Below are 22,015 nucleotides of genomic sequence, written 5' to 3' on the forward strand. Positions count from 1 at the left end.
TGGAACCATCGTCCAGATGGACCAGAGGCCACTAATGCACTAACAATCAAACCGGACCAGTCAGATCAGGCCACCCAACATTGAAACAATCCGGAATCTAGGCAATGCGGCGTGTTCCTTGAGCCCATTGCTGTCCGCCAACGACCCCTATCTAAATGATTTTTGGAACAATGTTTGCAATAGCGCCTTCGGGGCGTCCTCATCGTTCACGTTCTGGCGCCGCTGGTACCAAGGTTTCCTCGACGGCAAACCCCTCGAGTGGGAACTTCAACGCCGGGTCGCCCTGATCGACGATGCCATCTGGGAGGCTGGCCCGGAGGCGGTGGCGCAAGAGATCGAACGGATCGAGCGGCTCTTCGATCTTGAACGGGAAATCGCTGCTCTGAAGGACATGTTGCCGCTCCGTTCGGCGCTGTCCTCGACGGGTCTGATCGGCGACAATGGCGGGCCACCTCTGGACGATGGGGTTCAGCGGGCCGTGCGTGGCGATTTCGTGCTGGTTTGGGACCAGATCGAGGACCTGGAATCGGAGATTGCCAAACCCGAGCCATCACCCGGCAGGCTCAAGGCCATCGCCAAGACACTGTGGGACGTATCGCTCAGGATCGCGGCCTATTGTGGCGGAAAGATCGACCTGGCCTTGACCGAGGCCTCCAAGGAGGCGGGAAAGGCCGTGGTCAAATTGGGGGCGCCCATTGCAGCCGCGTCACTGGCCTCGCAGAACGAGAGCATCCAACAGGTTGCCAAGGCAATCTGGGCTTTTGTCAAAACCCTGCCACCCGGGTGATGACACTTTCCCGTCGCCCGATCCGTGCGCGTTCTTCAATCCGAGTTTCGGGCGTCTTCTGACCAACCCCCGTAGGGTGGGCAGTTTGCCCACCATTGCCTGTCATGTCGGGTGCGGTGGGCAGGACTGCCCACCCTACGCCTGTGGCGCCGCCCCTGCCCGGCGCCGACTCTGCTACTCGGATTTTTTTGGCAGAGTATCGCGGATGGCAATGATACGGGACGACGCGAAGAAGCTGACCCGCAAGGGGGCGAAGGCCTTTGACAGTGATCTCGTGAAGACGGTGCGGCTCGCGGGGCTGACCATCTCTGTCGCGGGGGGCGTTGGCGGATTGCTCTATACCCTCGTCCAGATCGGCCTGCGCATTTTCGGTGTCTTCTGATCCAGCGCCCGTAGGGTGGGCAGTTTGCCCACCGTTTCCTGACATGTCGGGTGCGGTGGGCAGGACTGCCCACCCTACGGGCGTGGCGCTCGACCCACCTTCGCTCCGTTCATTGGGGCGGGCGGTGGGCAGGACTGCCCACCCTACGCGTGGCGCGGGGCTTGGCCGATCACTTTTCTGCCAGCCATACATTCCGATTGTCGCACCCGATTGATCCGAGCGGGTTCTTTTGCCATAGTATGCGCCGAAAGACGGGGCGGCAGACCCCGCGGACAGAGCAAGAGGCCAGGAACGTGAGACGGATTTTGACGGGGGCGGTCTGTGCCGCTCTGATAGGATTGACGGTGCCGGCGCAGGGATTCGCGGCGACCGGCGTGATCAACGATGCCTGCCGCCAGAGCGGCCGGTCCGAGGCGACGCCGCAGCGCTGCGGCTGTATCCAGCAGGCGGCCAACAAGGCGCTGACCCGGTCGGACCGGCGCAAGGTCGCCAAGTGGTTCAAGGATCCGCATCAGGCGCAGGAAGTGCGAATGTCGGACAAGAGCAGCGACGAGGCGCTGTGGCAGCGCTACAAGGCCTTTGGCGAGCTGGCGCAGGCGATCTGCCAGTAATCGAAGACGGCGGGCCAAGGGCCCGCCTTTTCGTTTGTTCAGCCGTTGCCGACCTGCCTGAGCGCGGGGCGCAGTTTGTCGAGCCGGATATCGGCGGTGCGGGCGTGCCCCTCCATCCCCTCGGCGCGCGAGATGGCGGCGGTGGCGCGAGCCAGATCGGGCAGCGCCTGCGGCTCGACCTGCTGCCAGGTCACGGTTTTCAGGAACTTGTGCACGCTGAGCCCGCCGGTATAGCGGGCCGCGCCCGAGGTGGGCAGCACGTGGTTGGGGCCGCTGGCCTTGTCGCCGAAGGCCACGGTGGTGAACTCGCCCAGAAACAGCGAGCCATAGGCCGAGAGGCGACTGCGCCACCAGTCCAGATCGGCGGCCTGCACATGCAGGTGCTCGGGCGCGTAGCGGTCGGCGGTGGCGGCCATCTCCTCGCGGTCTTGGCACAGGATGACCTCGCCCAAGGCATCCCAGGCGGCCTGAGCGCTGGAACGGTTGGGTTCGGGCAGGTCGGCGATGCAGCCGGGGATAAGGGCCAGGACCGCCTCGGCCAGCGTCCGGTCGTCGGTGACCAGCCAGACCGGCGAGTTGTAGCCATGCTCGGCCTGTCCGACCAGATCCCAGGCCACCGTCAGCGGATCGGCGGTGACGTCGGCGATCACCAGGCTGTCGGTGGGACCGGCGAACATGTCGATGCCCACGGGACCGAACAGCTGACGCTTGGCCTCGGCCACGAACTGGTTGCCCGGACCCACCAGGATATCGGCAGGCGGCGCGCCGAAAAGGCCGAAGGCCAGCGCCGCCACCCCCTGCACGCCGCCCAGCGCCAGGATGCGGTCGGCCCCCGCCAGCGACATGGCATAGAGGATCGCGGGGTGGATACCCCGCCCCGCCTGCGGCGGCGAGACGGCGGTGATCTGCGGTACGCCTGCGGCGCGGGCGGTGGTGATCGTCATCAGCGCCGACGCGATATGGGCATAACGGCCGCCCGGCACATAGGCCCCGGCGGCGGACAGCGGGATCTGTTTCTGCCCGGCGATCAGGCCCGGGCGCAGCTCGGTCTGGAAATCCAGCGCCGAGGCGCGCTGAGCCTCGGCAAAGCGGCGGATGTTGTCATGGGCATACCGGATCTGGGTCTTGAGCTCGTCGGGCACCTGCTCGCAGGCGCGCGCGATCTGGTCCGGGCTGACCAGGATGTCGCCGGTCCAGCCATCAAGCCTTGCGGCATAGTCGCGGGCGGCTGTCTCGCCTTCCACCCTGAGACGCGCCAGCATCACCTGCACGACGTCCGAGGCATCGCCCTGCGTGGCGGCGGGCAGCCCGGGGGCGGATTTCAGAATGACGATACTCATACGCGATCCTTGTCATATTTGCTTGACGCAAGGTCAAACTTGATTAAGAAAAAGCAAAACTGTCGGGAGCGACCGGAATGCTCATGAAAGGCGTGACCCTGCGGGGACTGGAAGTGTTCGAGGCGCTGGCGCGCACTGGGTCGGTGGCGCAGGCCAGCGAGCTGACCGGGTTGAGCCAGCCGGCGGTCAGCCAGCAATTGAAGAACCTTGAACAGGCGCTGGGCAGCGATCTGGTCGACCATGGCCGCCGGCCCATGCTGCTGACCCCGGCCGGGCGCGCGTTCCTGCCGCGGGCCGAGACGGTGCTGAGCGAACTCAGGCTGGCGCAGAGCGAGCTGACGGTGATGGACCTGACCCATCTGAGCACGCTTAGCATGGGGTTGATCGACGATTTCGACAATGACCTGACACCGCGGCTGGCGGTGCTGCTGGCCGACAGCCTGACCAAGTGCCGGTTCAAGCTGATCACGGCCCCCAGCCACGAGATCACCGAGGCGATGAAGGCGCGACGGCTGCATATCGCGGTGGCCGCGACCTCGGGCGAGATGCATGAGGGCGTGGTCGAATACCCGCTGGTGCGCGATCCGTTCATGATCGTGGCTCCGCGCGGAACACTTACCGAGGGCGGCGATACCATGGCGGTGCTGCGCACCATGCCGCTGTTGCGCTATGCGCGCGAGCAACTGATCAGCCGCCAGATCGAGACGCAACTGGCGCGGCACAAGCTGGAATTCGAGGAGCGGTTCGAGATCGGCTCGCATCTGGCGCTGATCGCCATGGTGGCGCGGCGCGTGGGCTGGGCGGTGACAACCCCGCTGGGATACATGCGCGCGGCCCGGTTCCATGACGAGATCGACGCCTTTCCCCTGCCCTTTGCCGCCTTTGCTCGCACCATCTCGCTGTTTGCCGGATCCGACTGGGCCGACCGGGTGCCGCGCGATGTGGCGCAGACCATGCGCCGCCTGGTGCAAAGCCAGATGATCGACCCGGCGGTGGCCCGGCTGCCCTGGCTGAGCGGGCAGATGCGGGTGATCGACGATCAGTGATCGCGCCTGTGCCGGGGCGGGCGCCTTGGCTGAAACTCGGGTCGGGGTCATCGGCAGAGCCTGTCGGAACGGTCAATGCCGGACATTGAGCGCAGGCACCCCCTGCCCGGCAAGGGGCGCGACCGAGATTGCACAACAGGAACGGGCAGTTTTGGAAAAGCTGAATTTGGCCGGGAAACCGGAGGCCAAAAGCGTGATTTCGGGATCAGCGCATGGCTGTGGTATACTGACTGTATTCTACCCACAGTTATTTTGGAGATTGCCATGACTTCCGATCTGGAAACCAATGAATTCCTGACAATGACGGGGACCGCGATGGCACCCGAAGCCGTCCCCGGCGGCATGCCGCAGGCGGTTTTTCACGAATATGGGCGGCTGGCGATCGCCGAGGCCGGGTTTGGCGGACCCGGCGAACTCGAATCGCCCTTTGCCGCACCCGAGCTTGAGGGAGCGCCCAGCCTGACCGAGGAATTGGGCAGGCTGGCCTTTGACTATCGCAACATGCCTGCCCAGAGGGCGGCGAAACTGGATCGCGCCTATCAGGGGGAATCCTGGGAGGGCGCCGGTGCCGGTGGCCCGGGGCCGATCCATCCGCCGGGAGACGAGCTGGTTCTGGACGCGGGAACAGAACAGGCGGGCGGACCCGAGGCCGGGGCCGAACCGCCGCTGTCGGCGCGGCTGAAAGGCCGGGTGGCGGTTGGGCTGGTGATTGTCGAGGGGCCGCAGCAACATCTGAAATTCAGCGCGCAGGACCAGACACTTGTGGTGTCCGAAGTGCAGAACGGCCTGTCCTATCTGGCCAGCGAAGCCCCGAACCGGGACGTGACCTTTGTGCACGAGATCTCGGTCTTGTCGGTGAATGCCGCAGAAGTTGTGAACGGCACGACATATGAGCAGTTCGAAGCGCCCTGGCGGGATGCGGCGCTGAAGCAATTGGGCATGCCCAAGGGGCTGGCCGGTGCCGAGCGCTATGCAAGGTCGCTGCGCCAGAAGCTGGCCACCGACTGGGCCTATGTCGCGTTTTTCACCAAGTACCGGCTGAAACATTTCGCCTATGCGAATTTGCGGGGGCCGCGGCTGGTCATGCATTTCGACAATGACGGCTGGGGGTCCAACCAGATCGACCGGGTGTTTGCGCATGAGACCGGGCATATCTTTCAGGCGCCTGACGAATATGCCGGGGCCAATTGCAATTGCGGCGGCTCCTGGGGCATCTTTGGCGCGCCCAACAGCAATTGCGCGCTGTGCGCACCTAACGGCGGGGTAAAATGCATCATGAAATCGAACGACTGGCAGATGTGCGACGCCACGCGAAAGCACCTGGGCTATAGCGAGGCCCCGGGCGGAGCGCAGTCCGTGCTGTCATGACAGACGAGATCCTGGTTTTTGTCGCCAAGGGAACCGGGATCAAAGCTCAGGCGCGCGCGGCGCTGCGCGGCGCGCGCCTGTCCTGTGGCGAGCAGTTGTTTGTGCTGGCCGGGCCGCCGCCGCCCGGAGTCACACTTGTGGATCGCGCGGACCGGCTGGCCGCCATCGCGCCGCGCCTGACCCCTGCCGAGCTGCTGTTTGCCCGCGCCTGGCTGAGCGGGCGGGCCGAGACGCCCCGCACCGGCGAGGGCGCGGATTGGGACACCCCGGGATATGAGGCACCCTGAACCGGGTGTGACGGGGCTCAGCCCAGGTCGAGCCGGAACACGGTGTTGAGATATCCTTGGTCGCCGATGCGGAAATGGGTTTCGCCCACCGGTTCGAATCCTTGCGCCTGATAGAACCCGATAGCGGGCGTGTTCTCGGCATTGGTGGCCAGCCAGACCGAAGGCGCACCTCGCGCGCGGCAGATGGCGAGCAGCGCTTGCAGCAGGTCGCGGCCGATCCCCCTGCCGTGATGGCGGGGCTGCACATAGAGGGTCGAGATTTCCCAGTCGGAACAACCCGGCACCGGGGCGGCGCTGTTCTGCGTCAGGCAGGCAAAGCCGTCGATGCCCTGGATATTGTCCGATACGATGACATGGTTGCGTGGATCACCCAGGCGGTGTTCGATCTTGGGCGTGGTGAATTCGGACAATGCGAAATCGGCGAAGAAGGCGTTGATGCCCGATTTCAGGTAGGTGCCGATCCAGACCTCGATGGAAAGGGCGGCGATGCTGGAGGCATCCGATAGTGTGGCCGGGCGCAGGGTCATGTCGCGGTGCGGGCGGTCATTGCGCCAGATGCCGTGCCAGACCGGCCGAGGCGGCCTCAATCAGGTCGAGCGCGCCGTCGAAGTCGCGGGTGTAATAGGGGTCGGGCACATGGGTTGCGCCGGTTTCCGGCGCGAATTCGGTGAAAAGCCGCACGGGGGTTGTATTGCCTGCGGGGCGCAGTGCCTCGATCTCGGCGAGGTTTTCTGCGTCCATGCCCAGGATCAGGTCGAAGCGGGTGAAATCGCCCGCGCTGAACTGGCGCGCACGCAGATCCGACAGGTCGATGCCGCGCGCCGCTGCCGCCGTCTGCATCGGGCCATAGGGCGGTTTGCCCACATGCCAGCCCGCGGTTCCGGCGCTGTCGGTCCGGGCCTCGGGCATCAGCGCGCGGAACACCCCCTCGGCGGCGGGCGAGCGGCAGATATTGCCAAGGCAGACGAAGAGGATACGGTGGGACATGCGGGGCTCCGGTTTTGTCCCGATCCTTACGCGAAAGGCCGGGCATGGAAAAGATCGTCATACTGACCGGGGCGGGGATATCGGCCGAAAGCGGGCTGGGCACGTTCCGCGACAAGGGCGGGATCTGGACGAAATACCCGCTGGAGGACGTGGCCACGCCCGAGGGGTTTGCCCGCGATCCGGTGCTGGTGCACGAGTTCTACAACGCGCGCCGGGTGCAGGCCGCCGCCGCGCAGCCCAATGCCGCCCATCAGGCACTGGCGCGGTTGCAGCGGGACTGGCCGGGCGAGGTGGTGATCGTGACCCAGAACGTGGATGCCCTGCACGAGGCGGGCGGCGCGCGGGAGGTGATCCATATGCATGGCACGCTGGCGGGCGCGCTATGCGGGGCCTGCGGCCATCGCTGGCAGGCACCCGAGGTGATGAGCCCCAAGACCCCCTGCCCCGCCTGTACCCGCCCTGCGGCGCGGCCCGACGTGGTCTGGTTCGGCGAGATGCCTTACTTCATGGATGCGATCTACGACCATCTGGCGGGCTGTTCCGTATTCGCGGCCATCGGCACTTCGGGGCAGGTCTATCCGGCGGCGGCCTTTGTACACGAGGCGATCGCGGCGGGGGCGCGGACGGTGGAGATGAACCTGGAACCCTCGGCGGTGGTATCGAGTTTCGACGAGACCCGGTTCGGTCCGGCGAGCCGGATCGTACCCGACTGGGTGAACCGCCTTCTGGAGGGACGGGCATGAGCGGGTTCCTGATCCTGTCGGATGTCGAACTGGCCGGGCTTGGGATCACCACGGCCGAGGTACTGACGGCGCTGGAAGAGGCGATTGCGGCGCAGGCGCGCGGCGCGGTGCAGGTGGCGCCGAAATCGGCGGTGCTGCCGGGCGACGGGCGCTATGTGATGACGACGCTGGCCACGGGCGACGCGCCGGATCTGACGGTGGTCAAGTCGGTGATGGTCAGCCCGCGCAACCCGTCACGCGGGTTGCCGGGGGTCGAGGGCGTGGTGCTGGTGCAGGACAGCGAGACGGGAGAGATGCTGGCGCTGATGCAGGCGGGCTGGCTGACCGGCGTGCGTACCGCCGGGCTGAGCGCGGTGGCGGCGCGGCGGCTGGCCGACCCGGCGGCCGAGACGATCACCTTTGTCGGCACCGGGGCGCAGGCGCGCAGCCACCTGGCGGCGTTCTGCGACCTCTTCCCGCTGCGGCGCGCGGTGCTTGTGGGGCGCGGCGCGGGCAATCTGGAGCGCCTGGGCGCGCTGGCCCGGGCGCGGGGGCTGGAGGTGGAGATCGCCAGCACGCCGCAGGCGGCGCTGGCGGCGGCGGATATCGTGGTCTCCTCGGTGACGCTGGCCTATGGGATGGAACCGTTTCTGGACGCCCGCTGGCTGAAACCCGGCGCCTTTGCCGCGATCACCGATGCGGGCGTGCCCTGGCGGGCCAAAGGGATGGCGGCACTGGCGCCGCTCTACATCGACGATCAGGCGCAGGAGGCGGAGAACTCCCGCCCGATGGTCGAACCGGCTTTGGTAAGCGGCGATCTGGCGTCGCTGGTGACCGGACCGGCCCTTGCGCGCGACCCGGCGGCACGCGCCGGTTTCGTATTTCGCGGTATGGCGATCGGCGATTTTGCGATAGCGGCCCTGGCGCTGGACCGCGCCCGCGAGGCCCGGGTGGGAACCCTGGCGGACTGGCGCCCCAGGCCGGGTTCAGACCCGGCCTGACGCATGGATGAGGGCTGCAACGCAGCCTGAAGACAGGCGTGCCCGCCCCTTAGTTGCTTTTCTTTTTCATGTGGCCGTGGCCGCCATCCTGGCGCTCCAGATCGACGGGGATCTCCACCACGATCTCGCCGGCCTTTTCGAACACCAGCGTCACCGGCACCAACGCGCCCTGTTCAAAAGGTGCCTTGATGCCCATGAACATCACGTGATCACCGCCGCGCGCCAGCGCGTGCATGCCACCGGCGGGGATCACGAAGCCTTCGGGCACATGCATCATCTGCGCGACGCCCTGGTCGTTGATCTTGTGGGTGTGCAGTTCCACCCGGGCCGACACGTCCGAGCGGGCGTCGATCAGCCGGTCGTCGGTGTCACCGGCATTGTGGATCATCATGAAGGCGGCGCCCGCCTTGGCATTGGCGCCCGCCGAACGGGCATAGGCTTCGTTGATGGTGATGTCTCCGGCCAGCGCGGTGGTGGCAAGGGTCAGGGTTGCGGCAGCGGCCAGCAGTGCGGATTTGAACGACATGGGTCTCTCTCCTTGGTCATGTCCTGATTGGTCTGATTTGGGTCGGATCAGGCCGGGACAGGCGGCGCGCGGGCCGGAACGGCAGAGAGGGTCGCGGAAATTAGGCTGGCACGGGTGCCATCCGGCTGCGCGGCGGCGCCCTCGGGCACGACTGGCAGGGCTATGACGTCAGGCGTCAGCGCGCCCAACAGGGCCAATGCAAAGTCGGGGCAGTAGTGCGGCGGGGCCGCCGGTTGCCCGTCCTCGTCCATGTAGAGGATCACCGGGCCGGTGCCGGTGCAGATCTCCATCTGCCCCACCGCGGCGTTCATGCCGCGGGAATTGGCCAGCCCCTGCCCGGTCAGCGCCAGCAGCGCGGCCAGGGTCACGGCAAGGGTTATGCGCAGACGGATCAACATGCGCGTTCAGCTACCGCGTTCGCGCGGGGGAGTGCAAGACGGCATCGGGCCGCTGCGACAGGCGGACGCTTTGCCCGCGCTCCACACGCGGAAAACCCCGCACCGGTTGGCGCGGGGTTTTCTGCAATCCAGTGACCTGGGGTCGATCAGGCCGAGGCTTGTGCCTTGGCGATCTCTTTCTTGACCTTCAGGGCGTTATCGGACAGTTCCTCGTCCTTGGCCTTGGCCAGGAAGGCGTCCAGACCGCCACGGTGGTCGACCGAGCGCAGGGCAGCCGCCGAGATGCGCAGCTTGACGCCGCGACCCAGGGTTTCCGACTGCAACGTCACGTCGTTCAGGTTGGGCAGAAAACGACGGCGGGTCTTGTTGTTTGCATGGCTGACATTGTTGCCAGTCATCGGGCCTTTTCCGGTCAGTTCGCAACGGCGCGACATGGTCTCTTCCTTCGTATCTGGTGGCAGGTAAGGGATACCGGCCAAATCACAAGGGGCGCAACCCGAAGTCGCGCCCGAAAACTGGTTGGATGCGTGTAGTGGGAATCGGCCGGGGGGTCAAGACGGATGGCGCGGATTCTTTGCCCTGCCGTCCTGTTCATCAGGATCGCCGAAATGGCCCGCTGCGGGCCATGCCTCCGGCGGGGATATTTTTGGCAAGAGGAAGCCATCAGTTCGCCTTGAGATAGGCCAGCATCTGCTCGGCGGCGCTGGCCGGGGTCAGGTCTCCGTCGGCCGCAGCTTTGGCCAGACGATCCATTTCGGTCCGCGCCTGGGGGCTTTCCAACCCGGCCAGCAGGGCGTGGCGCACCTCCTGGCCGAACCAGTAGCGGGCTTGTGCCGCGCGGTTGCGGGCCCAGTGACCTTGCGCCTTGCGCCATTGGGTGAGCGTTTGCATCTCGGCCCAGGCCTCGGCCAGCCCGTGTTCCTCGACCGCCGAAACGGTCAGCGCCTTGGGGAAATGTTCGGGATCCTGCGGCCGCTTGCGCAAGAGGCGCAGCGCACCGGCATAATCGGCACAGGTCCGGGTCGCGACCGGTTTCAGCGGGCCGTCGGCCTTGTTGACCAGAATCATGTCGGCCATCTCCATGATGCCGCGCTTGACGCCTTGCAACTCGTCACCGCCCGCGGGCGCCAGCAGCAGCAGGAACAGGTCCGACAGTTCCGAGACCACGGTTTCGGACTGACCGACGCCGACGGTCTCGATCAGCACCACGTCAAACCCCGCCGCCTCGCACAGCGCGACCGCCTCGCGGGTACGCCGCGCCACGCCGCCCAGATGGCTCTGGCTGGGCGACGGGCGGATAAAGGCATTGGGCTCGCGCGACAGGCGCTCCATCCGGGTCTTGTCGCCCAGGATCGAACCGCCCGAACGGGCCGAGCTGGGATCGACCGCCAGCACCGCGACGCGCAGCCCCTGCCCAACCAGCATCATGCCGAAGCTTTCGATGAAGGTGGACTTGCCGACGCCCGGCGTGCCCGAAAGCCCGATCCTGAGCGCCTGCCGCTCGGACCGGGCCAGCCGGTCGAGCAGTGCCGTCGCCTCGGCCCGGTGATCGGCGCGGCGGCTTTCCACCAGCGTGATCGCCCGCGCCAGCGCCCGGCGGTCGCCCGAGAGTATCCTGTCACCAAGCTGTGTGATATCCATGCCGGTCCTCGCGAGTTTTGACCTGAATGGCGGAGCAGGCCCCGGTTTGTCCAGAGCCGACCCACGGGATGCGCCGGATTGTCCCTGTGCAGCGCGCCCGACTACCAGCGCTGGTGGTGCTGCTTCTTTCTGGTCTCAAATACTCAAATCCGCTACCGCGCGTCACAGGGAGCCGCCGAATGGGACTGGACCTGCCCCCGCTGCTCTGGCGATAAGGCGGCATGACACGCCTGCCCATCGACGACGCCCTGCCCGACCTGATCACTGCCCTGCAAAAGCAGGGCCGGGCCGTGTTGCAGGCGCCGCCGGGCGCGGGCAAGACCACGCGGGTGCCGCTGGCCATGCTGGAGGCCGGGCTGACGCAGGGGCGGATCGTGATGCTCGAGCCGCGCAGGCTCGCGGCGCGCGCCGCCGCCGAGCGCATGGCCGAGACGCTAGGCGAGGCTGCGGGGCAGACCGTGGGCTATCGCATCCGGGGCGAGGCCAAGGTGTCCAAGGCGACCCGGATCGAGGTCGTGACCGAGGGCATCCTGACCCGGATGCTGCAATCGGACCCTGACCTGCCCGGGGTGGGCGCGGTGATCTTTGACGAGTTTCACGAACGCTCGCTCAATGCCGATCTGGGACTTGCGCTCTGCCTTGAAGTGGCGGGCGCGCTGCGCGACGACCTGATCCTCTTGGCAATGTCAGCGACGCTCGACGCAGGCCCGGTGGCCAAGCTGATGGCGGCGCCGCTGGTCACGTCCGAGGGACGCGCCTTTCCGGTCGAGACGCGCTGGCTGGACCGGCCGCTGGGCCCGCAGGCGCGGCGGGTGGAGGCGCTGGTCGATCTCGTCGTTCGGGCCGAGGCCGAGACCCGCGACAGCGGCGGCGGCCTGTTGGTCTTTCTGCCCGGCGAAGGTGAAATCCGGCGCGCCGAGGCGCTGTTGTCCAAACGCCTGTCGGGCGATTGCGCGGTCAGGCCGCTCTTCGGGGCGATGCCCTTTGCCGCGCAGCGGGCGGCGCTGGCCCCCGCGCCGGAAGGGCGCAAGGTGGTGCTGGCGACCTCGATCGCGGAAACCTCGCTGACCATTCCCGATATCCGGGTGGTGGTGGACATGGGACAAGCCCGCCGGGCGCGGTTCGACCCCGGTTCCGGCATGTCGCGGCTGGTCACCGAGCGGGTGACGCGGGCCGAGGCGACCCAGCGCGCCGGCCGCGCAGGGCGCGTGGCCGAAGGCGTCTGCTATCGCCTCTGGACCCGGGGCGAGGAAGGCGCGCTTGCGGCATTTCCCCCGGCCGAGATCGAGGCGGCGGATCTGGCGGGCCTCGCGCTGGAGCTGGCACTCTGGGGGGCAGAGCCCGGGGACTTGCCATTCCTGACGCAGCCACCCGAGGGCGCGCTTGCCGAAGCCCGGGCGCTGCTCGCCATGCTGGGCGCGCTCGACGGGCAAGGGCGGATCACCGATCACGGCCGGGCACTGGCGGCTTTGCCGCTGCATCCGCGTCTGGGCCATATGCTGGCCGTGGCCGGGCGGCAGGCAGCCCCGCTGGCGGCGCTGATGGCCGAACGCGACCCGCTGCGCGGCGCGCCCGCCGATCTGGAACTGCGGCTGGAGGTCTTGCGGGATACGGCGCGGTTCCGGCGCGCGCGGCCCTATGAAGTGAACATGGGCGTGATCGACCGCATCCGGGGTGAGGTGAAGCGGCTGGAGCGGCAGGCCACCCCATCGGCAGAGGCGATGAGCCCGGCGGCGATGGCAGCGCTCGCCTATCCCGACCGGATCGGCCAACGCCGCAAAGGCGAGGCGCCGCGCTTTGTCCTGTCGGGCGGCAAGGGCGCGGCGCTGGAGTCGGGCGAGGCGCTGGCCGCCGCGCCCTATCTGGTGGCGATCGACACCGATGGCGACCCGCGCGAGGCGCGCATTCGCATGGCCGCGCGGATCACCGAAGGTGAGCTGCGCGACCTGTTCGGAGGTCAGATCGCCACCGTCGACACCTGCGAATGGTCGCGGCGCGACCGCCGGGTGGCCGCACGGCAGCAGGAGCGGCTGGGCGCGATCACCCTGAGCGACCGGATCTGGAAGGACGTGCCGCCCGAGGCCGTGGCCCGCGCCATGCTGGAGGGCGTGCGCGACCTTGGCCTGCGGCTGGAGGGTGCCGCCGCCCGGCTGGCACGGCGGGTGGAACTGGTGCGCGCCGAGGGCGCCGAGTTGCCGGATTTCTCCGAAGCCGGGCTGTTGGAGAGCCTCAAGGATTGGCTGTTGCCGATGCTCTCGGGCGTGCGTAGCGCCGAGGACTGGAAACGCTTTGACCCGCTGCCAGCGCTGAAGGCACGGCTCGACTGGGGCCAGAGCCAGGAGCTGGAGACCCGCGCGCCCGGTGCCTTTGTCACACCGCTGGGACGCAAGGTGCCTATCGACTATGCCCATGAAGTACCGGAAATCTCGGTCCGGCTGCAAGAGATGTTCGGGGTCACGGCGCATCCGGTGGTGGCGGGCGTGCCGCTGAAAATCACGCTTTTGTCACCCGCCCAGCGCCCGATCCAGATCACCCGCGACCTGCCCGGGTTCTGGGACGGATCCTACTCGGATGTGCGCAAGGACATGCGCGCGCAATACCCCAGGCATCCCTGGCCCGAGGACCCGCGCGCCGCCGATCCGACGCTGAGGGCCAAGCCGCGCGGCGGCACCCGGTAGCCCGGCGCCCGGTCAGTACCGACCGGAAAGCCCGATCATTGTCTCGTGCAGGCCGGTATCGGTGGAGAAGGCCTCGGGGCAGAGTTCGAACATGTCCTGCACGAAGGCGCGGCGTGCGCGGTCGTCCTCGACCCGGGCCTCTGGGGTGGTCTGGATGTGGCGCCGGGGCAGCGGCAGCGCAAGCAGCGCGCGCCACATTCCACCAATGATTGGAAAGCTGTCCTGCATTGTCATCTCGGTCTCCCCTGCCTGAGCATCACACAAAGAATTCTAGGTGGCGCATGAGCGGCATGGTATAGACAACGGTGTTGCGCGGTTCTTCGGAAATGAAGAGGTGGTCGTTGAACTGGTCGGACATTCGCGTCTTTCTGGCAGTCTACCGCGAGGGATCGACACTGGCCGCATCGCGAGTGCTGGGGGTGTCGCAGCCGACCGTCGCCCGCCAGATCGAGACGCTGGAGCACCAGTTGGGGCTGACGCTGTTCGAGCGTGATACCCGCGGGTTCCGCCCGACCCTGGTGGCGCGGGACCTGCTGCCGCAGGCGGAGATGCTGGAAGCCTCGGCCAGAAACCTGGAAGAGGCCGCGACCAAGGCGCGCAAGTCCAACGCCCGACCGATCCGGATTACCGCCCCCAACCGGAATTTCTCGCCGATTTTCACCAAGATCCTGTCAGATTTCCGTGACGAGCACCCCGAGATCCGTTTCGAACTGATCTCGACCTATGACATCCTCGATCTGGCGGCGGGAGAGGCCGACATCGCCATCCGTATCACGCCCCAGATCACCGACGAGCGGCTGATCTGTTCAAAGCTCACCGACGTCAAATCGGCCCTTTACGCATCGCGCGACTATGCCGCGCGTCATGGAGTACCGACGGGGCCCGATGATTTCGCCGGTCATACCTTTGTCATCTACGACCCCATGCCGGGGGCAATGCGGCTGAACCGCTGGCTGGTGGAGCGGATCTTGCCCGAACAGATCGTGGCGCGCTGCGGCGAGCCGGAATCGGTCACCGCCAGTATCGAGGCGGGACTGGGTATCGGCCCGGTGACGATTTCGTTTGCCGCCGATTATCCTTCGCTGGTGCGGTGCTTCGATCCGGTTCCGGGCACCGACACGACCTCGTGGCTGGTGATCGGCCCGGATGCCTATCGCCGCCCCGAAGTCCGTGCCTTTGCCGCGTTCTTTGCGCCCCGGTTTCGCGAGGCCTATGTGGCGCAGCGCGAGCAGGCGATGATCGCGCAGGCCTATCGGCCGGAGTGCTGAAGGAAGTGATTATGCAGGGGGCGCTGCCCCCTCGGCCCTGGCGGGCCACACCCCCGGAGTATTTCGGACCAGAAAGAAGCAGGGGCCGGCACTAGGATGCGCGGATCATGTCGGCGGCTTTTTCGGCGATCATGATGACGGGCGAGGCGGTATTGCCGCTAACGATCTTTGGCATGATCGAGGCGTCGATCACCCTCAGGCCCGACAGCCCGTGCACGCACAGATCGGGAGCGACCACCGCCATCGGGTCGCCACCCATCTTGCAGGTGCCCACCGGGTGAAAGATCGTGGTGGCGATATTGCCCGCCTCGCGCAAGAGGTCTGCATCGCTGGCGACCTGCGGGCCGGGCAGGAATTCTTGCGGTGCGTAGGGGGCGAGCGCCCTCGCGGTCATGATCCGGCGGGCCTGTTTCACGGCGGCGACAGCGACCTGTTGGTCGCGCGGGGCGCTGAGGTAGTTGAGGCGGATATGCGGCTGCGGGCCGGTTTCGGCGCTGGTGATGTGGCAGTCGCCCACGCTTTCGGGCCGCAGGTTGCAGACCGAGACGGTGATGGCCGGGAAGGGGTGCAACGGGTCGCCCAGCCGGTCGGTCGACAGCGGTTGCACGTGGTATTCCAGGTCCGGGGTTTCCAGCGCAGGGTCGGATTTGGTGAACATGCCGAACTGGCTGGGCGCCATGCTGAGCGGGCCTGAGCGGGTCAGTGCATATTTCAGCGCGATGCCGATGCGACCGGTCAGCGAATTGGCCGTCTCGTTCAGGGTGGGCGTGTTCGAGACCTTGAACACGGTACGGATCTGCAAGTGATCTTGCAGGTTCTCGCCCACGCCGGGCAGGTCATGCACCGGGGTGATGCCCAGCGCCGAGAGGCGGTCGGGCTGTCCGATACCGCTGAGTTCCATAAGCTTGGGCGAGTTGATGGCACCGGCGGCCAGTAGCACCTCGGCCTGCGCCGTGGCCGTATGATCGGCCCCGTTGTGGCGGAAGACAACGCCGGTGACCCGCTTGCCGTCGAGGGTCAGCCGCTGCGTCTCGGCCCGGGTCAGGACGCGCAGGTTGGGGCGGTTCATCGCCGGGCGCAGGAAGGCCTTGGTGGTATTCCAGCGCACGCCGTTTCTCTGGTTGACCTCGAAGAAGCCCGAGCCCTCGTTGGTGCCGCTGTTGAAATCCTCGGTGGGTTCGTAACCGAACTCGCGCGCGCCCTGTTGAAAGGCGCGCAGGATCTCCCAGCTGAGGCGCTGGGTGGTGACTTTCCACTCGCCCCCGGCCCCGTGCAACTCGGTCTCGCCCTTGTGGTGATCCTCGGAGCGGCGGAAATAGGGTAGCACATCGTCCCAGCCCCAGCCGGTATTGCCCATCTGCCGCCAGCCGTCATAGTCGGCAGCCTGGCCGCGCATGTAGATCATGCCGTTGATCGAGGTGCAGCCGCCCAGCACCTTGCCGCGCGGATAGACCAGGCTGCGGCCGTTGAGGCCGGGTTCGGCGGCGGTCTTCATCATCCAGTCGACGCGCGGATTGCCGATGCAATAAAGGTAACCCACCGGGATATGGACCCAGTGATAATGGCCCTTGCCGCCTGCTTCGAGCAGCAGAACGCGGGTTTTCGGGTCGGCGCTGAGCCGATTGGCCAGCACGCATCCGGCGGTGCCTCCACCTACGATGATATAGTCGTAATCGCCTGCAAGCTGCTCGGTCATTTTAGTCTCCCTCGTCTGCCAGCTTGCCGATTGAGACGGGGGATGCAATGGGGCAGTCTCCGTCGCGCGACCCGCGTTCGGCGGGTACCAACCGCGTCATGGCAAACGCCGGACACCAAGGGGACAGAAATGCGGATACTCGGGCAGAAGAACTCGATCAACGTGCGCAAGGTTCTCTGGACATGTGCCGAGGTGGGGCTATCGGTGGACCGGGTGGACTGGGGCGGACAGACGCGGCCCACGTCTGACCCCAGCTTTCTTGTCCTCAACCCGAAAGGGTTGGTGCCGGTGCTGGTGGATGGTGATCTGGTGTTGACGGAGTCGAACACGATCTGCCGCTACGTCGCCAGCCGCCAGCGACGTGGCGACCTGCTTCCCGAAGAGGCCGCCGGGCGGGCAAGTGTCGAAGCCTGGATGGATTGGCAGATTGCCGAATTGAACACCGCGTGGCGTGCGGCGTTCATGGGATTGGTGCGCAAGGATCCGAGGTTTGCCGATCAAGACGCGCAGAAGGCCAGTGTCCGGGACTGGAATGCCGCGATGACACTTTTGGATCGGCGCCTGTCCGAGACAGGCGCCTTTGTCTGTGGTGAGAATTTCACCCTGGCCGATATTGTCCTCGCCCTGTCGACCAACCGCTGGGAAAGCACGCCGATGGAGCGTCCAGATTTGCCCGCAGTGGCAGACTGGATGGGACGTATGTCCGACCGGGGCGGATTCCACTCCTATTGCCGGAATGGCCAGGCCTGACCGGAGCGCGCTGGTTCCGGTCGCCGGCCCCGTCCGGAGCCGGCCCGTATTATGCGTGATCAGTCCGCGTCGTCGCCCGCGATGACCTTCCACAGGATCGCGCCCAGGGCGCCGCCGATCAGCGGTGCCACCCAGAACAGCCAGAGCTGCGCCAGCGCCGGGCCATCGGCAAACAGCGCCACGCCGGTCGAGCGGGCGGGGTTGACCGAGGTGTTCGTCACCGGGATCGACACCAGATGGATGAGCGTCAGGCCAAGGCCGATGGCGATTGGCGCGAAACCGGCCGGGGCGCCCTTGGACGTGGCGCCGAGGATGATGATCAGGAAGAAGGCGGTCAGCACGACCTCGGTCACCAGGCCGGACATCATCGAATAGCCCTGTGGCGAGGCCTCGCCATAACCGTTGGAGGCAAAACCGCCGACACCGGAAAAGCCCGCGCCGCCTGATACGATGATGTAAAGCACAAGCGCGGCCAGAACGGCACCGATCACCTGAGCGGCCCAGTAGGGCAGCAGCAGTTTGCCGTCGAAGCGCCCCGCCACCATCAGGCCCAGCGACACCGCCGGGTTGAAATGGCCGCCCGAAATCTGCCCGACCGCATAGGCCATGGTCAGAACCGTGAGGCCGAAGGCCAGGCTGACGCCCGCCCAGCCGATCCCGACATCTGCAACACCGGCTGCCAGCACAGCGCTGCCACAGCCGCCGAGCACCAGCCAGAAGGTTCCGAAGACTTCAGCAAGTAGTTTGTTGGTCATAGAGTTCTCCCTCAGGGAAACCGGCACGAAAATCACCGACCGCGAAGAGACGTTCCGCCAGAGACAAGGGCGAAAAGCGCTTGCGGATCAGGTAGTAAGTCCCAAGAAATATTCTTGTGTCAACTTTCTTGATCTTGGTCGCAGGTGTTGGCGGGCGATGCCGGGTCGGGCCCGGACAGGGTTACCAGTCGAAATGCGCGGGCCCCGGCCTGTCGGTGCGTTCGAAACCATGACGGCCAAAGGCGTCGCGCTGGGCCTGGATCAGGTTCGCGGTGCCGCGCTGTTGCGCCAGGCTGTCGACCCAGGTAAGTGCGGCGGACAGCGCCGGAACCGGCAAGGCCGAGGCCACCGCCTGTGCCACCATTTCGCGCAGGGCGGACAGATCGGCGGACAACATTTCTGCGATACCCGGAGCCAGGTGCAGGGGGGCGTCTCCGGCATTGCGCCAGATCGGCGCGAGACGGTCGAGCAGGTCCGAGCGGATGATGCAACCCGCGCGCCAGATCTCGGCAATACGGGCCAGATCGAGGGGCCAGTCATACTCGGCGGCAGCGGCGCGCAGGATGGCGAAGCCTTGCAGATGGGCGATCAGGCGCCCGGCCTGCAAGGCGCTGGCCAGCCGGTCTGAATCTACCGGAATCGGCTGGGTGGACGTCGCTGAGGGCAGGCGCGCCAGGCCGGACCAGGCGCGCGCGGCCACCGCCGCCTCGATCGCCGAGGCGGATTGGCCGAGGTGCAGCGCCTCTATCACGGTCCAGCGGCCGGTGCCCTTTTGTCCTGCGGTATCGCGGATCATGTCCACCATCGGCTGCCCGGTTTCGGGGTCGGTGGCGGCCAGGACACGGGCCGTGGTCTCCACCAGGAACGATCTGAGCGGTCCCTTGTCCCATTCGGCGAACTGGGCGCCGATCCGGGGGGCCTGCCAACCGGCGCCATCGCGCAAGAGGCCATAGACCTCGGCGATCATCTGCATATCGGCATATTCGATACCATTGTGCACGGTCTTGACGAAATGCCCCGCCCCGTCCGGCCCGACATGCGCGACGCACGGATCACCCCGAAACTGTGCGGCAATCGGTTCGAGCAGAGGGCGCAGGCGCGCCCAGGCATCGGGCGGGCCGCCCAGCATCATCGACGGCCCGTGGCGCGCGCCCTGGTCGCCGCCCGAGACCCCGAGACCGACAAGCGCGATGCCGCGTCCGGCCAGCACCGCCGCGCGCCTGCGGGTGTCGTGGAAATCGGAATTGCCCGCGTCGATCAGCGTGTCGCCCGGCGCGAGCAGCGGCAAGAAGGTGTCGATCATCGCGTCGACCGCCGCGCCCGAGGGGATCATCAGCAGGATCAGCCGGGGCGCGGGCAGCGCCCGCACCAGCGCGGCCGGGTCCGGGCAGCCGGTGATCCTGCTGGCCAGCGGCCCCGCCCGGTCGAGGAAGGGCGCGACCCAGTCGGCCTCGCGGTTGGCGACGGCGATGTCGATGCCGTGGCTGGCGAAATTAAGCGCCAGCGCGCTGCCCATGGTTCCCAATCCGTAAATCCCGATCCGTGGGTGCGCCATCATGCCTCCGGTCAAGCTGTGCCTGCGAAGCGCAGGATGCGCGATGCCCGTTTCACGTGCAAGCAGGCAGGCAATATCGGCCAAAAAACGGGATTTCTGTTGATTTTTGGCGAGAAAGGTACAAATATCGGTCAGATTTCCACACGAAATAAAAAACTTCAATCACTGTAGAGGTGGAGAGCATGAAGTCGAAAGTTGCCAAAGCGTGGTCCGAACTGGTTCGCCCGATGTTGCAGCGCCCCAAGCGCGCGCAGGTCGCGGCCTTGTGCCTGCGGCCATCGGACCGGGGGCCTGAGGTTCTGTTGATCACCAGCCTGGACACGGGACGCTGGATCGTCCCCAAGGGCTGGCCCATCGTCGGAAAGAGTGGCCCGGAAACCGCGCTGTACGAGGCCTGGGAAGAGGCGGGCGTCGCGCGGGCCGAGGTGGCCGAAGAGCCGGTCGGCATCTTTGGCTATGGCAAGCGGCGCAAGAACGGCACGGTCGAGCCGGTGGAGACCTATGTCTACCGTCTGGATGTCGAGGAACAGACCGACGAGTTCCCCGAGGCGGGACAGCGCACCCTGCGCTGGGTCGCCCCGCAGGAGGCCGCGAACATGGTCCAGGAACCGCAGTTGCAGGACCTGCTGAGGCAATTGTAACGGCGAACCAACAATTTCATGACGGTTTGGTTGCTTTGACGCCGCAGGCGGTCTATTGGCACGTCGCGAATTCCACAGCGGGACAACGAAAATGACCGAACCCAGCGCAAAACCCCAATGGGGCCGGCTGGACGCCGACCTGAACCGGATCTCCCGGATCGAGGTTGCCGCGAATTACGTTTCCCGTCCGCTTGTCGGCCCCGGCATCGCGCTGGCCTTCATCGTGGTGGCCGCCCTGGCGGCCATGGTGGCCTTTGGCCATGCGCCGGGCGGGTTCGTGGTGGTCGCGGCCGCCGCGTTCGGCGCCTATATGGCGATCAACATCGGCGCCAACGACGTGGCCAACAACATGGGCCCGGCGGTTGGCGCAGGCGCGCTGAAGATGGGCGCGGCAATCGCGATTGCCGCCGTGGCCGAAACCGCCGGTGCGCTGCTGGCGGGGGGTGACGTGGTGTCGACCATCTCCAAGGGGATCATCGACCCGCATTCGGTCGAGGATGCCCAGGTGTTCGTCTGGGCGATGATGGCGGCGCTGATCTCCTCGGCCTTGTGGGTCAATCTGGCCACATGGATCGGCGCCCCGGTTTCGACCACCCATTCGGTGGTGGGCGGCGTGATGGGCGCCGGGGTCGCGGCGGCGGGTCTGTCGGCGGTGGACTGGTCCACCATGGGCGCGATCGTGGCAAGCTGGATCGTCTCGCCGGTGCTGGGCGGCGGTATTGCCGCGCTGTTCCTGGCGCTGATCAAGCATCGCATCCAGTACCAACCCGACAAGATCGCGGCGGCGCGCAAATGGGTGCCGATCCTGGTTGCGATCATGGCGGGCACCTTTGCCACCTATCTGGCGGTCAAGGGGATCAAGAAGCTGGTCAAGATCGACCTTGAGATGGCCTTGCTGATCGGGCTGGGCACCGCGATTGTCGTCTGGGCGGTCACCGTGCCGCTGGTGAAACGCAAATCCGCCGGGATGGAGAACCGCACCCGCTCGGTCAAGGCGCTGTTCGGCCTGCCGCTGGTTCTGTCGGCGGCATTGCTGAGCTTTGCCCATGGGGCAAATGACGTGGCCAACGCGGTCGGGCCGCTGGCCGCCATCGTGCATGTGACCTCGGCCGGCAGTTTTGCCGCCAAGGTGGCGATCCCCGCCTGGGTGATGGTGATCGGCGCCTTTGGCCTGTCGTTCGGGCTGTTCCTGTTCGGGCCCAAGCTGATCCGCATGGTCGGCAGCCAGATCACCAAGCTGAACCCGATGCGGGCCTATTGCGTGGCGCTGTCGGCGGCCATCACCGTGATCGTGGCCAGCTGGCTGGGCCTGCCGGTCAGTTCGACCCATATCGCCGTGGGCGGTGTGTTCGGGGTCGGGTTCTACCGCGAATGGCACTCGGAAAAGCGGCTGCGCGCCCTGCGGGACCGCCGCCCGGTGGAAAGCCGCCTGCCGCAGGAGGAGCGGCGCCGCCGCAAGCTGGTACGGCGCTCGCATTTCATGACCATCGTCGCGGCCTGGGTGATCACCGTCCCGGCGGCGGCGCTGATGTCGGCGGTGATTTTCCTGTTACTCAATCAGTTCGTCTAAAGCCGA

General features: G+C 66.6%; 24 protein-coding genes. 13 read left to right on the forward strand and 11 right to left on the reverse strand.

Going from position 1 to position 22,015, the window contains the following annotated elements; genetic code table 11:
- Positions 1-118 precede the first annotated feature (118 nt).
- From G0P99_RS23385 to G0P99_RS23395, 3 genes are all read left to right on the forward strand, one after another.
- Positions 119-787 carry a hypothetical protein gene (locus G0P99_RS23385; protein ID WP_164132913.1) on the forward strand — a complete coding sequence of 223 codons (669 nt, stop codon included), beginning with the start codon at positions 119-121 and terminating at the stop codon, positions 785-787.
- A 205-nt stretch (positions 788-992) separates the two neighbouring features.
- Entirely contained in the window at positions 993-1,169 is a 177-nt protein-coding gene (locus G0P99_RS23390; protein ID WP_164132914.1) for a hypothetical protein, read from the forward strand.
- 293 nt (positions 1,170-1,462) lie between these two features.
- Positions 1,463-1,780, forward strand: coding sequence for a hypothetical protein (locus G0P99_RS23395; RefSeq protein ID WP_164132915.1), 318 nt, complete (start codon positions 1,463-1,465; stop codon positions 1,778-1,780).
- A gap of 38 nt (positions 1,781-1,818) precedes the next feature.
- Here G0P99_RS23395 and hisD read toward each other — a convergent pair whose 3' ends face one another.
- Positions 1,819-3,120 carry a histidinol dehydrogenase gene (hisD, locus tag G0P99_RS23400; RefSeq protein ID WP_164132916.1) on the reverse strand — a complete coding sequence of 434 codons (1,302 nt, stop codon included), beginning with the start codon at positions 3,118-3,120 and terminating at the stop codon, positions 1,819-1,821.
- A 77-nt stretch (positions 3,121-3,197) separates the two neighbouring features.
- Between hisD and G0P99_RS23405 the strand changes: the two genes are divergently transcribed.
- The 3 genes from G0P99_RS23405 (at position 3,198) to G0P99_RS23415 (ending at position 5,821) form a co-directional block, all read left to right on the forward strand.
- Positions 3,198-4,166, forward strand: a complete 969-nt coding sequence (locus tag G0P99_RS23405; protein WP_164132917.1) for a LysR family transcriptional regulator — start codon at positions 3,198-3,200, stop codon at positions 4,164-4,166.
- Between the two features lie 264 nt (positions 4,167-4,430).
- The gene (locus G0P99_RS23410) at positions 4,431-5,534 is read left to right on the forward strand and encodes a hypothetical protein (RefSeq protein WP_203583241.1); all 1,104 of its coding nucleotides are present in this window, start codon (positions 4,431-4,433) and stop codon (positions 5,532-5,534) included.
- On the forward strand, positions 5,531-5,821 hold the full coding sequence (locus tag G0P99_RS23415; protein ID WP_164132918.1) for a hypothetical protein: 291 nt from the start codon (positions 5,531-5,533) through the stop codon (positions 5,819-5,821). The genes G0P99_RS23410 and G0P99_RS23415 overlap by 4 nt, the downstream gene beginning before the upstream one ends.
- Before the next feature lie 17 nt (positions 5,822-5,838).
- Here G0P99_RS23415 and G0P99_RS23420 read toward each other — a convergent pair whose 3' ends face one another.
- Complete coding sequence (locus tag G0P99_RS23420) at positions 5,839-6,348, reverse strand: GNAT family N-acetyltransferase (RefSeq protein ID WP_164132919.1); 510 nt, start codon at positions 6,346-6,348, stop codon at positions 5,839-5,841.
- Positions 6,349-6,364: 16 nt separating this feature from the next.
- Complete coding sequence (locus tag G0P99_RS23425; protein ID WP_164132920.1) at positions 6,365-6,808, reverse strand: low molecular weight protein-tyrosine-phosphatase; 444 nt, start codon at positions 6,806-6,808, stop codon at positions 6,365-6,367.
- A 44-nt stretch (positions 6,809-6,852) separates the two neighbouring features.
- On the opposite strand from G0P99_RS23425, the gene G0P99_RS23430 reads away from it, so the two are divergent.
- Complete coding sequence (locus G0P99_RS23430) at positions 6,853-7,551, forward strand: NAD-dependent deacylase (RefSeq protein ID WP_164132921.1); 699 nt, start codon at positions 6,853-6,855, stop codon at positions 7,549-7,551.
- On the forward strand, positions 7,548-8,531 hold the full coding sequence (locus G0P99_RS23435; RefSeq protein WP_164132922.1) for an ornithine cyclodeaminase family protein: 984 nt from the start codon (positions 7,548-7,550) through the stop codon (positions 8,529-8,531). The genes G0P99_RS23430 and G0P99_RS23435 overlap by 4 nt, the downstream gene beginning before the upstream one ends.
- A gap of 49 nt (positions 8,532-8,580) precedes the next feature.
- Here G0P99_RS23435 and G0P99_RS23440 read toward each other — a convergent pair whose 3' ends face one another.
- The 4 genes from G0P99_RS23440 to meaB form a co-directional block, all read right to left on the reverse strand.
- A complete protein-coding gene (locus tag G0P99_RS23440; protein ID WP_164132923.1) occupies positions 8,581-9,057 on the reverse strand; it encodes a copper chaperone PCu(A)C in 477 nt (158 codons plus the stop codon).
- A 47-nt stretch (positions 9,058-9,104) separates the two neighbouring features.
- Positions 9,105-9,455, reverse strand: coding sequence for a hypothetical protein (locus tag G0P99_RS23445; protein ID WP_164132924.1), 351 nt, complete (start codon positions 9,453-9,455; stop codon positions 9,105-9,107).
- A 146-nt stretch (positions 9,456-9,601) separates the two neighbouring features.
- Positions 9,602-9,889 carry a 50S ribosomal protein L28 gene (gene rpmB, locus G0P99_RS23450; RefSeq protein ID WP_164132925.1) on the reverse strand — a complete coding sequence of 96 codons (288 nt, stop codon included), beginning with the start codon at positions 9,887-9,889 and terminating at the stop codon, positions 9,602-9,604.
- A gap of 229 nt (positions 9,890-10,118) precedes the next feature.
- Entirely contained in the window at positions 10,119-11,096 is a 978-nt protein-coding gene (meaB, locus tag G0P99_RS23455; RefSeq protein WP_164132926.1) for a methylmalonyl Co-A mutase-associated GTPase MeaB, read from the reverse strand.
- Positions 11,097-11,317: 221 nt separating this feature from the next.
- Here meaB and hrpB point away from each other — a divergent pair, with 221 nt between their 5' ends.
- The gene (hrpB, locus tag G0P99_RS23460; protein ID WP_164132927.1) at positions 11,318-13,774 is read left to right on the forward strand and encodes an ATP-dependent helicase HrpB; all 2,457 of its coding nucleotides are present in this window, start codon (positions 11,318-11,320) and stop codon (positions 13,772-13,774) included.
- 12 nt (positions 13,775-13,786) lie between these two features.
- Here hrpB and G0P99_RS23465 read toward each other — a convergent pair whose 3' ends face one another.
- Positions 13,787-14,008, reverse strand: a complete 222-nt coding sequence (locus tag G0P99_RS23465; protein ID WP_164132928.1) for a hypothetical protein — start codon at positions 14,006-14,008, stop codon at positions 13,787-13,789.
- 107 nt (positions 14,009-14,115) lie between these two features.
- On the opposite strand from G0P99_RS23465, the gene G0P99_RS23470 reads away from it, so the two are divergent.
- Positions 14,116-15,042, forward strand: a complete 927-nt coding sequence (locus G0P99_RS23470; protein WP_164132929.1) for a LysR family transcriptional regulator — start codon at positions 14,116-14,118, stop codon at positions 15,040-15,042.
- Positions 15,043-15,133: 91 nt separating this feature from the next.
- Here G0P99_RS23470 and G0P99_RS23475 read toward each other — a convergent pair whose 3' ends face one another.
- Entirely contained in the window at positions 15,134-16,738 is a 1,605-nt protein-coding gene (locus G0P99_RS23475; RefSeq protein WP_164132930.1) for a GMC family oxidoreductase, read from the reverse strand.
- A gap of 129 nt (positions 16,739-16,867) precedes the next feature.
- Here G0P99_RS23475 and G0P99_RS23480 point away from each other — a divergent pair, with 129 nt between their 5' ends.
- The gene (locus G0P99_RS23480; RefSeq protein ID WP_164132931.1) at positions 16,868-17,488 is read left to right on the forward strand and encodes a glutathione S-transferase family protein; all 621 of its coding nucleotides are present in this window, start codon (positions 16,868-16,870) and stop codon (positions 17,486-17,488) included.
- A 59-nt stretch (positions 17,489-17,547) separates the two neighbouring features.
- On the opposite strand, the gene aqpZ is transcribed toward G0P99_RS23480, so the two are convergent.
- Positions 17,548-18,243, reverse strand: a complete 696-nt coding sequence (gene aqpZ, locus G0P99_RS23485; RefSeq protein ID WP_164132932.1) for an aquaporin Z — start codon at positions 18,241-18,243, stop codon at positions 17,548-17,550.
- A 181-nt stretch (positions 18,244-18,424) separates the two neighbouring features.
- Complete coding sequence (gene gndA, locus G0P99_RS23490) at positions 18,425-19,798, reverse strand: NADP-dependent phosphogluconate dehydrogenase (RefSeq protein ID WP_164132933.1); 1,374 nt, start codon at positions 19,796-19,798, stop codon at positions 18,425-18,427.
- Between the two features lie 182 nt (positions 19,799-19,980).
- Here gndA and G0P99_RS23495 point away from each other — a divergent pair, with 182 nt between their 5' ends.
- Both G0P99_RS23495 and G0P99_RS23500 read left to right on the forward strand, forming a co-directional pair.
- Entirely contained in the window at positions 19,981-20,439 is a 459-nt protein-coding gene (locus G0P99_RS23495) for an NUDIX hydrolase (RefSeq protein WP_164132934.1), read from the forward strand.
- A gap of 91 nt (positions 20,440-20,530) precedes the next feature.
- Complete coding sequence (locus tag G0P99_RS23500) at positions 20,531-22,009, forward strand: inorganic phosphate transporter (protein WP_164132935.1); 1,479 nt, start codon at positions 20,531-20,533, stop codon at positions 22,007-22,009.
- Positions 22,010-22,015 lie beyond the last annotated feature (6 nt).

This window comes from Ruegeria sp. PrR005 (genome assembly GCF_010500245.1).
Lineage (GTDB): Bacteria > Pseudomonadota > Alphaproteobacteria > Rhodobacterales > Rhodobacteraceae > Ruegeria_B > Ruegeria_B marisflavi.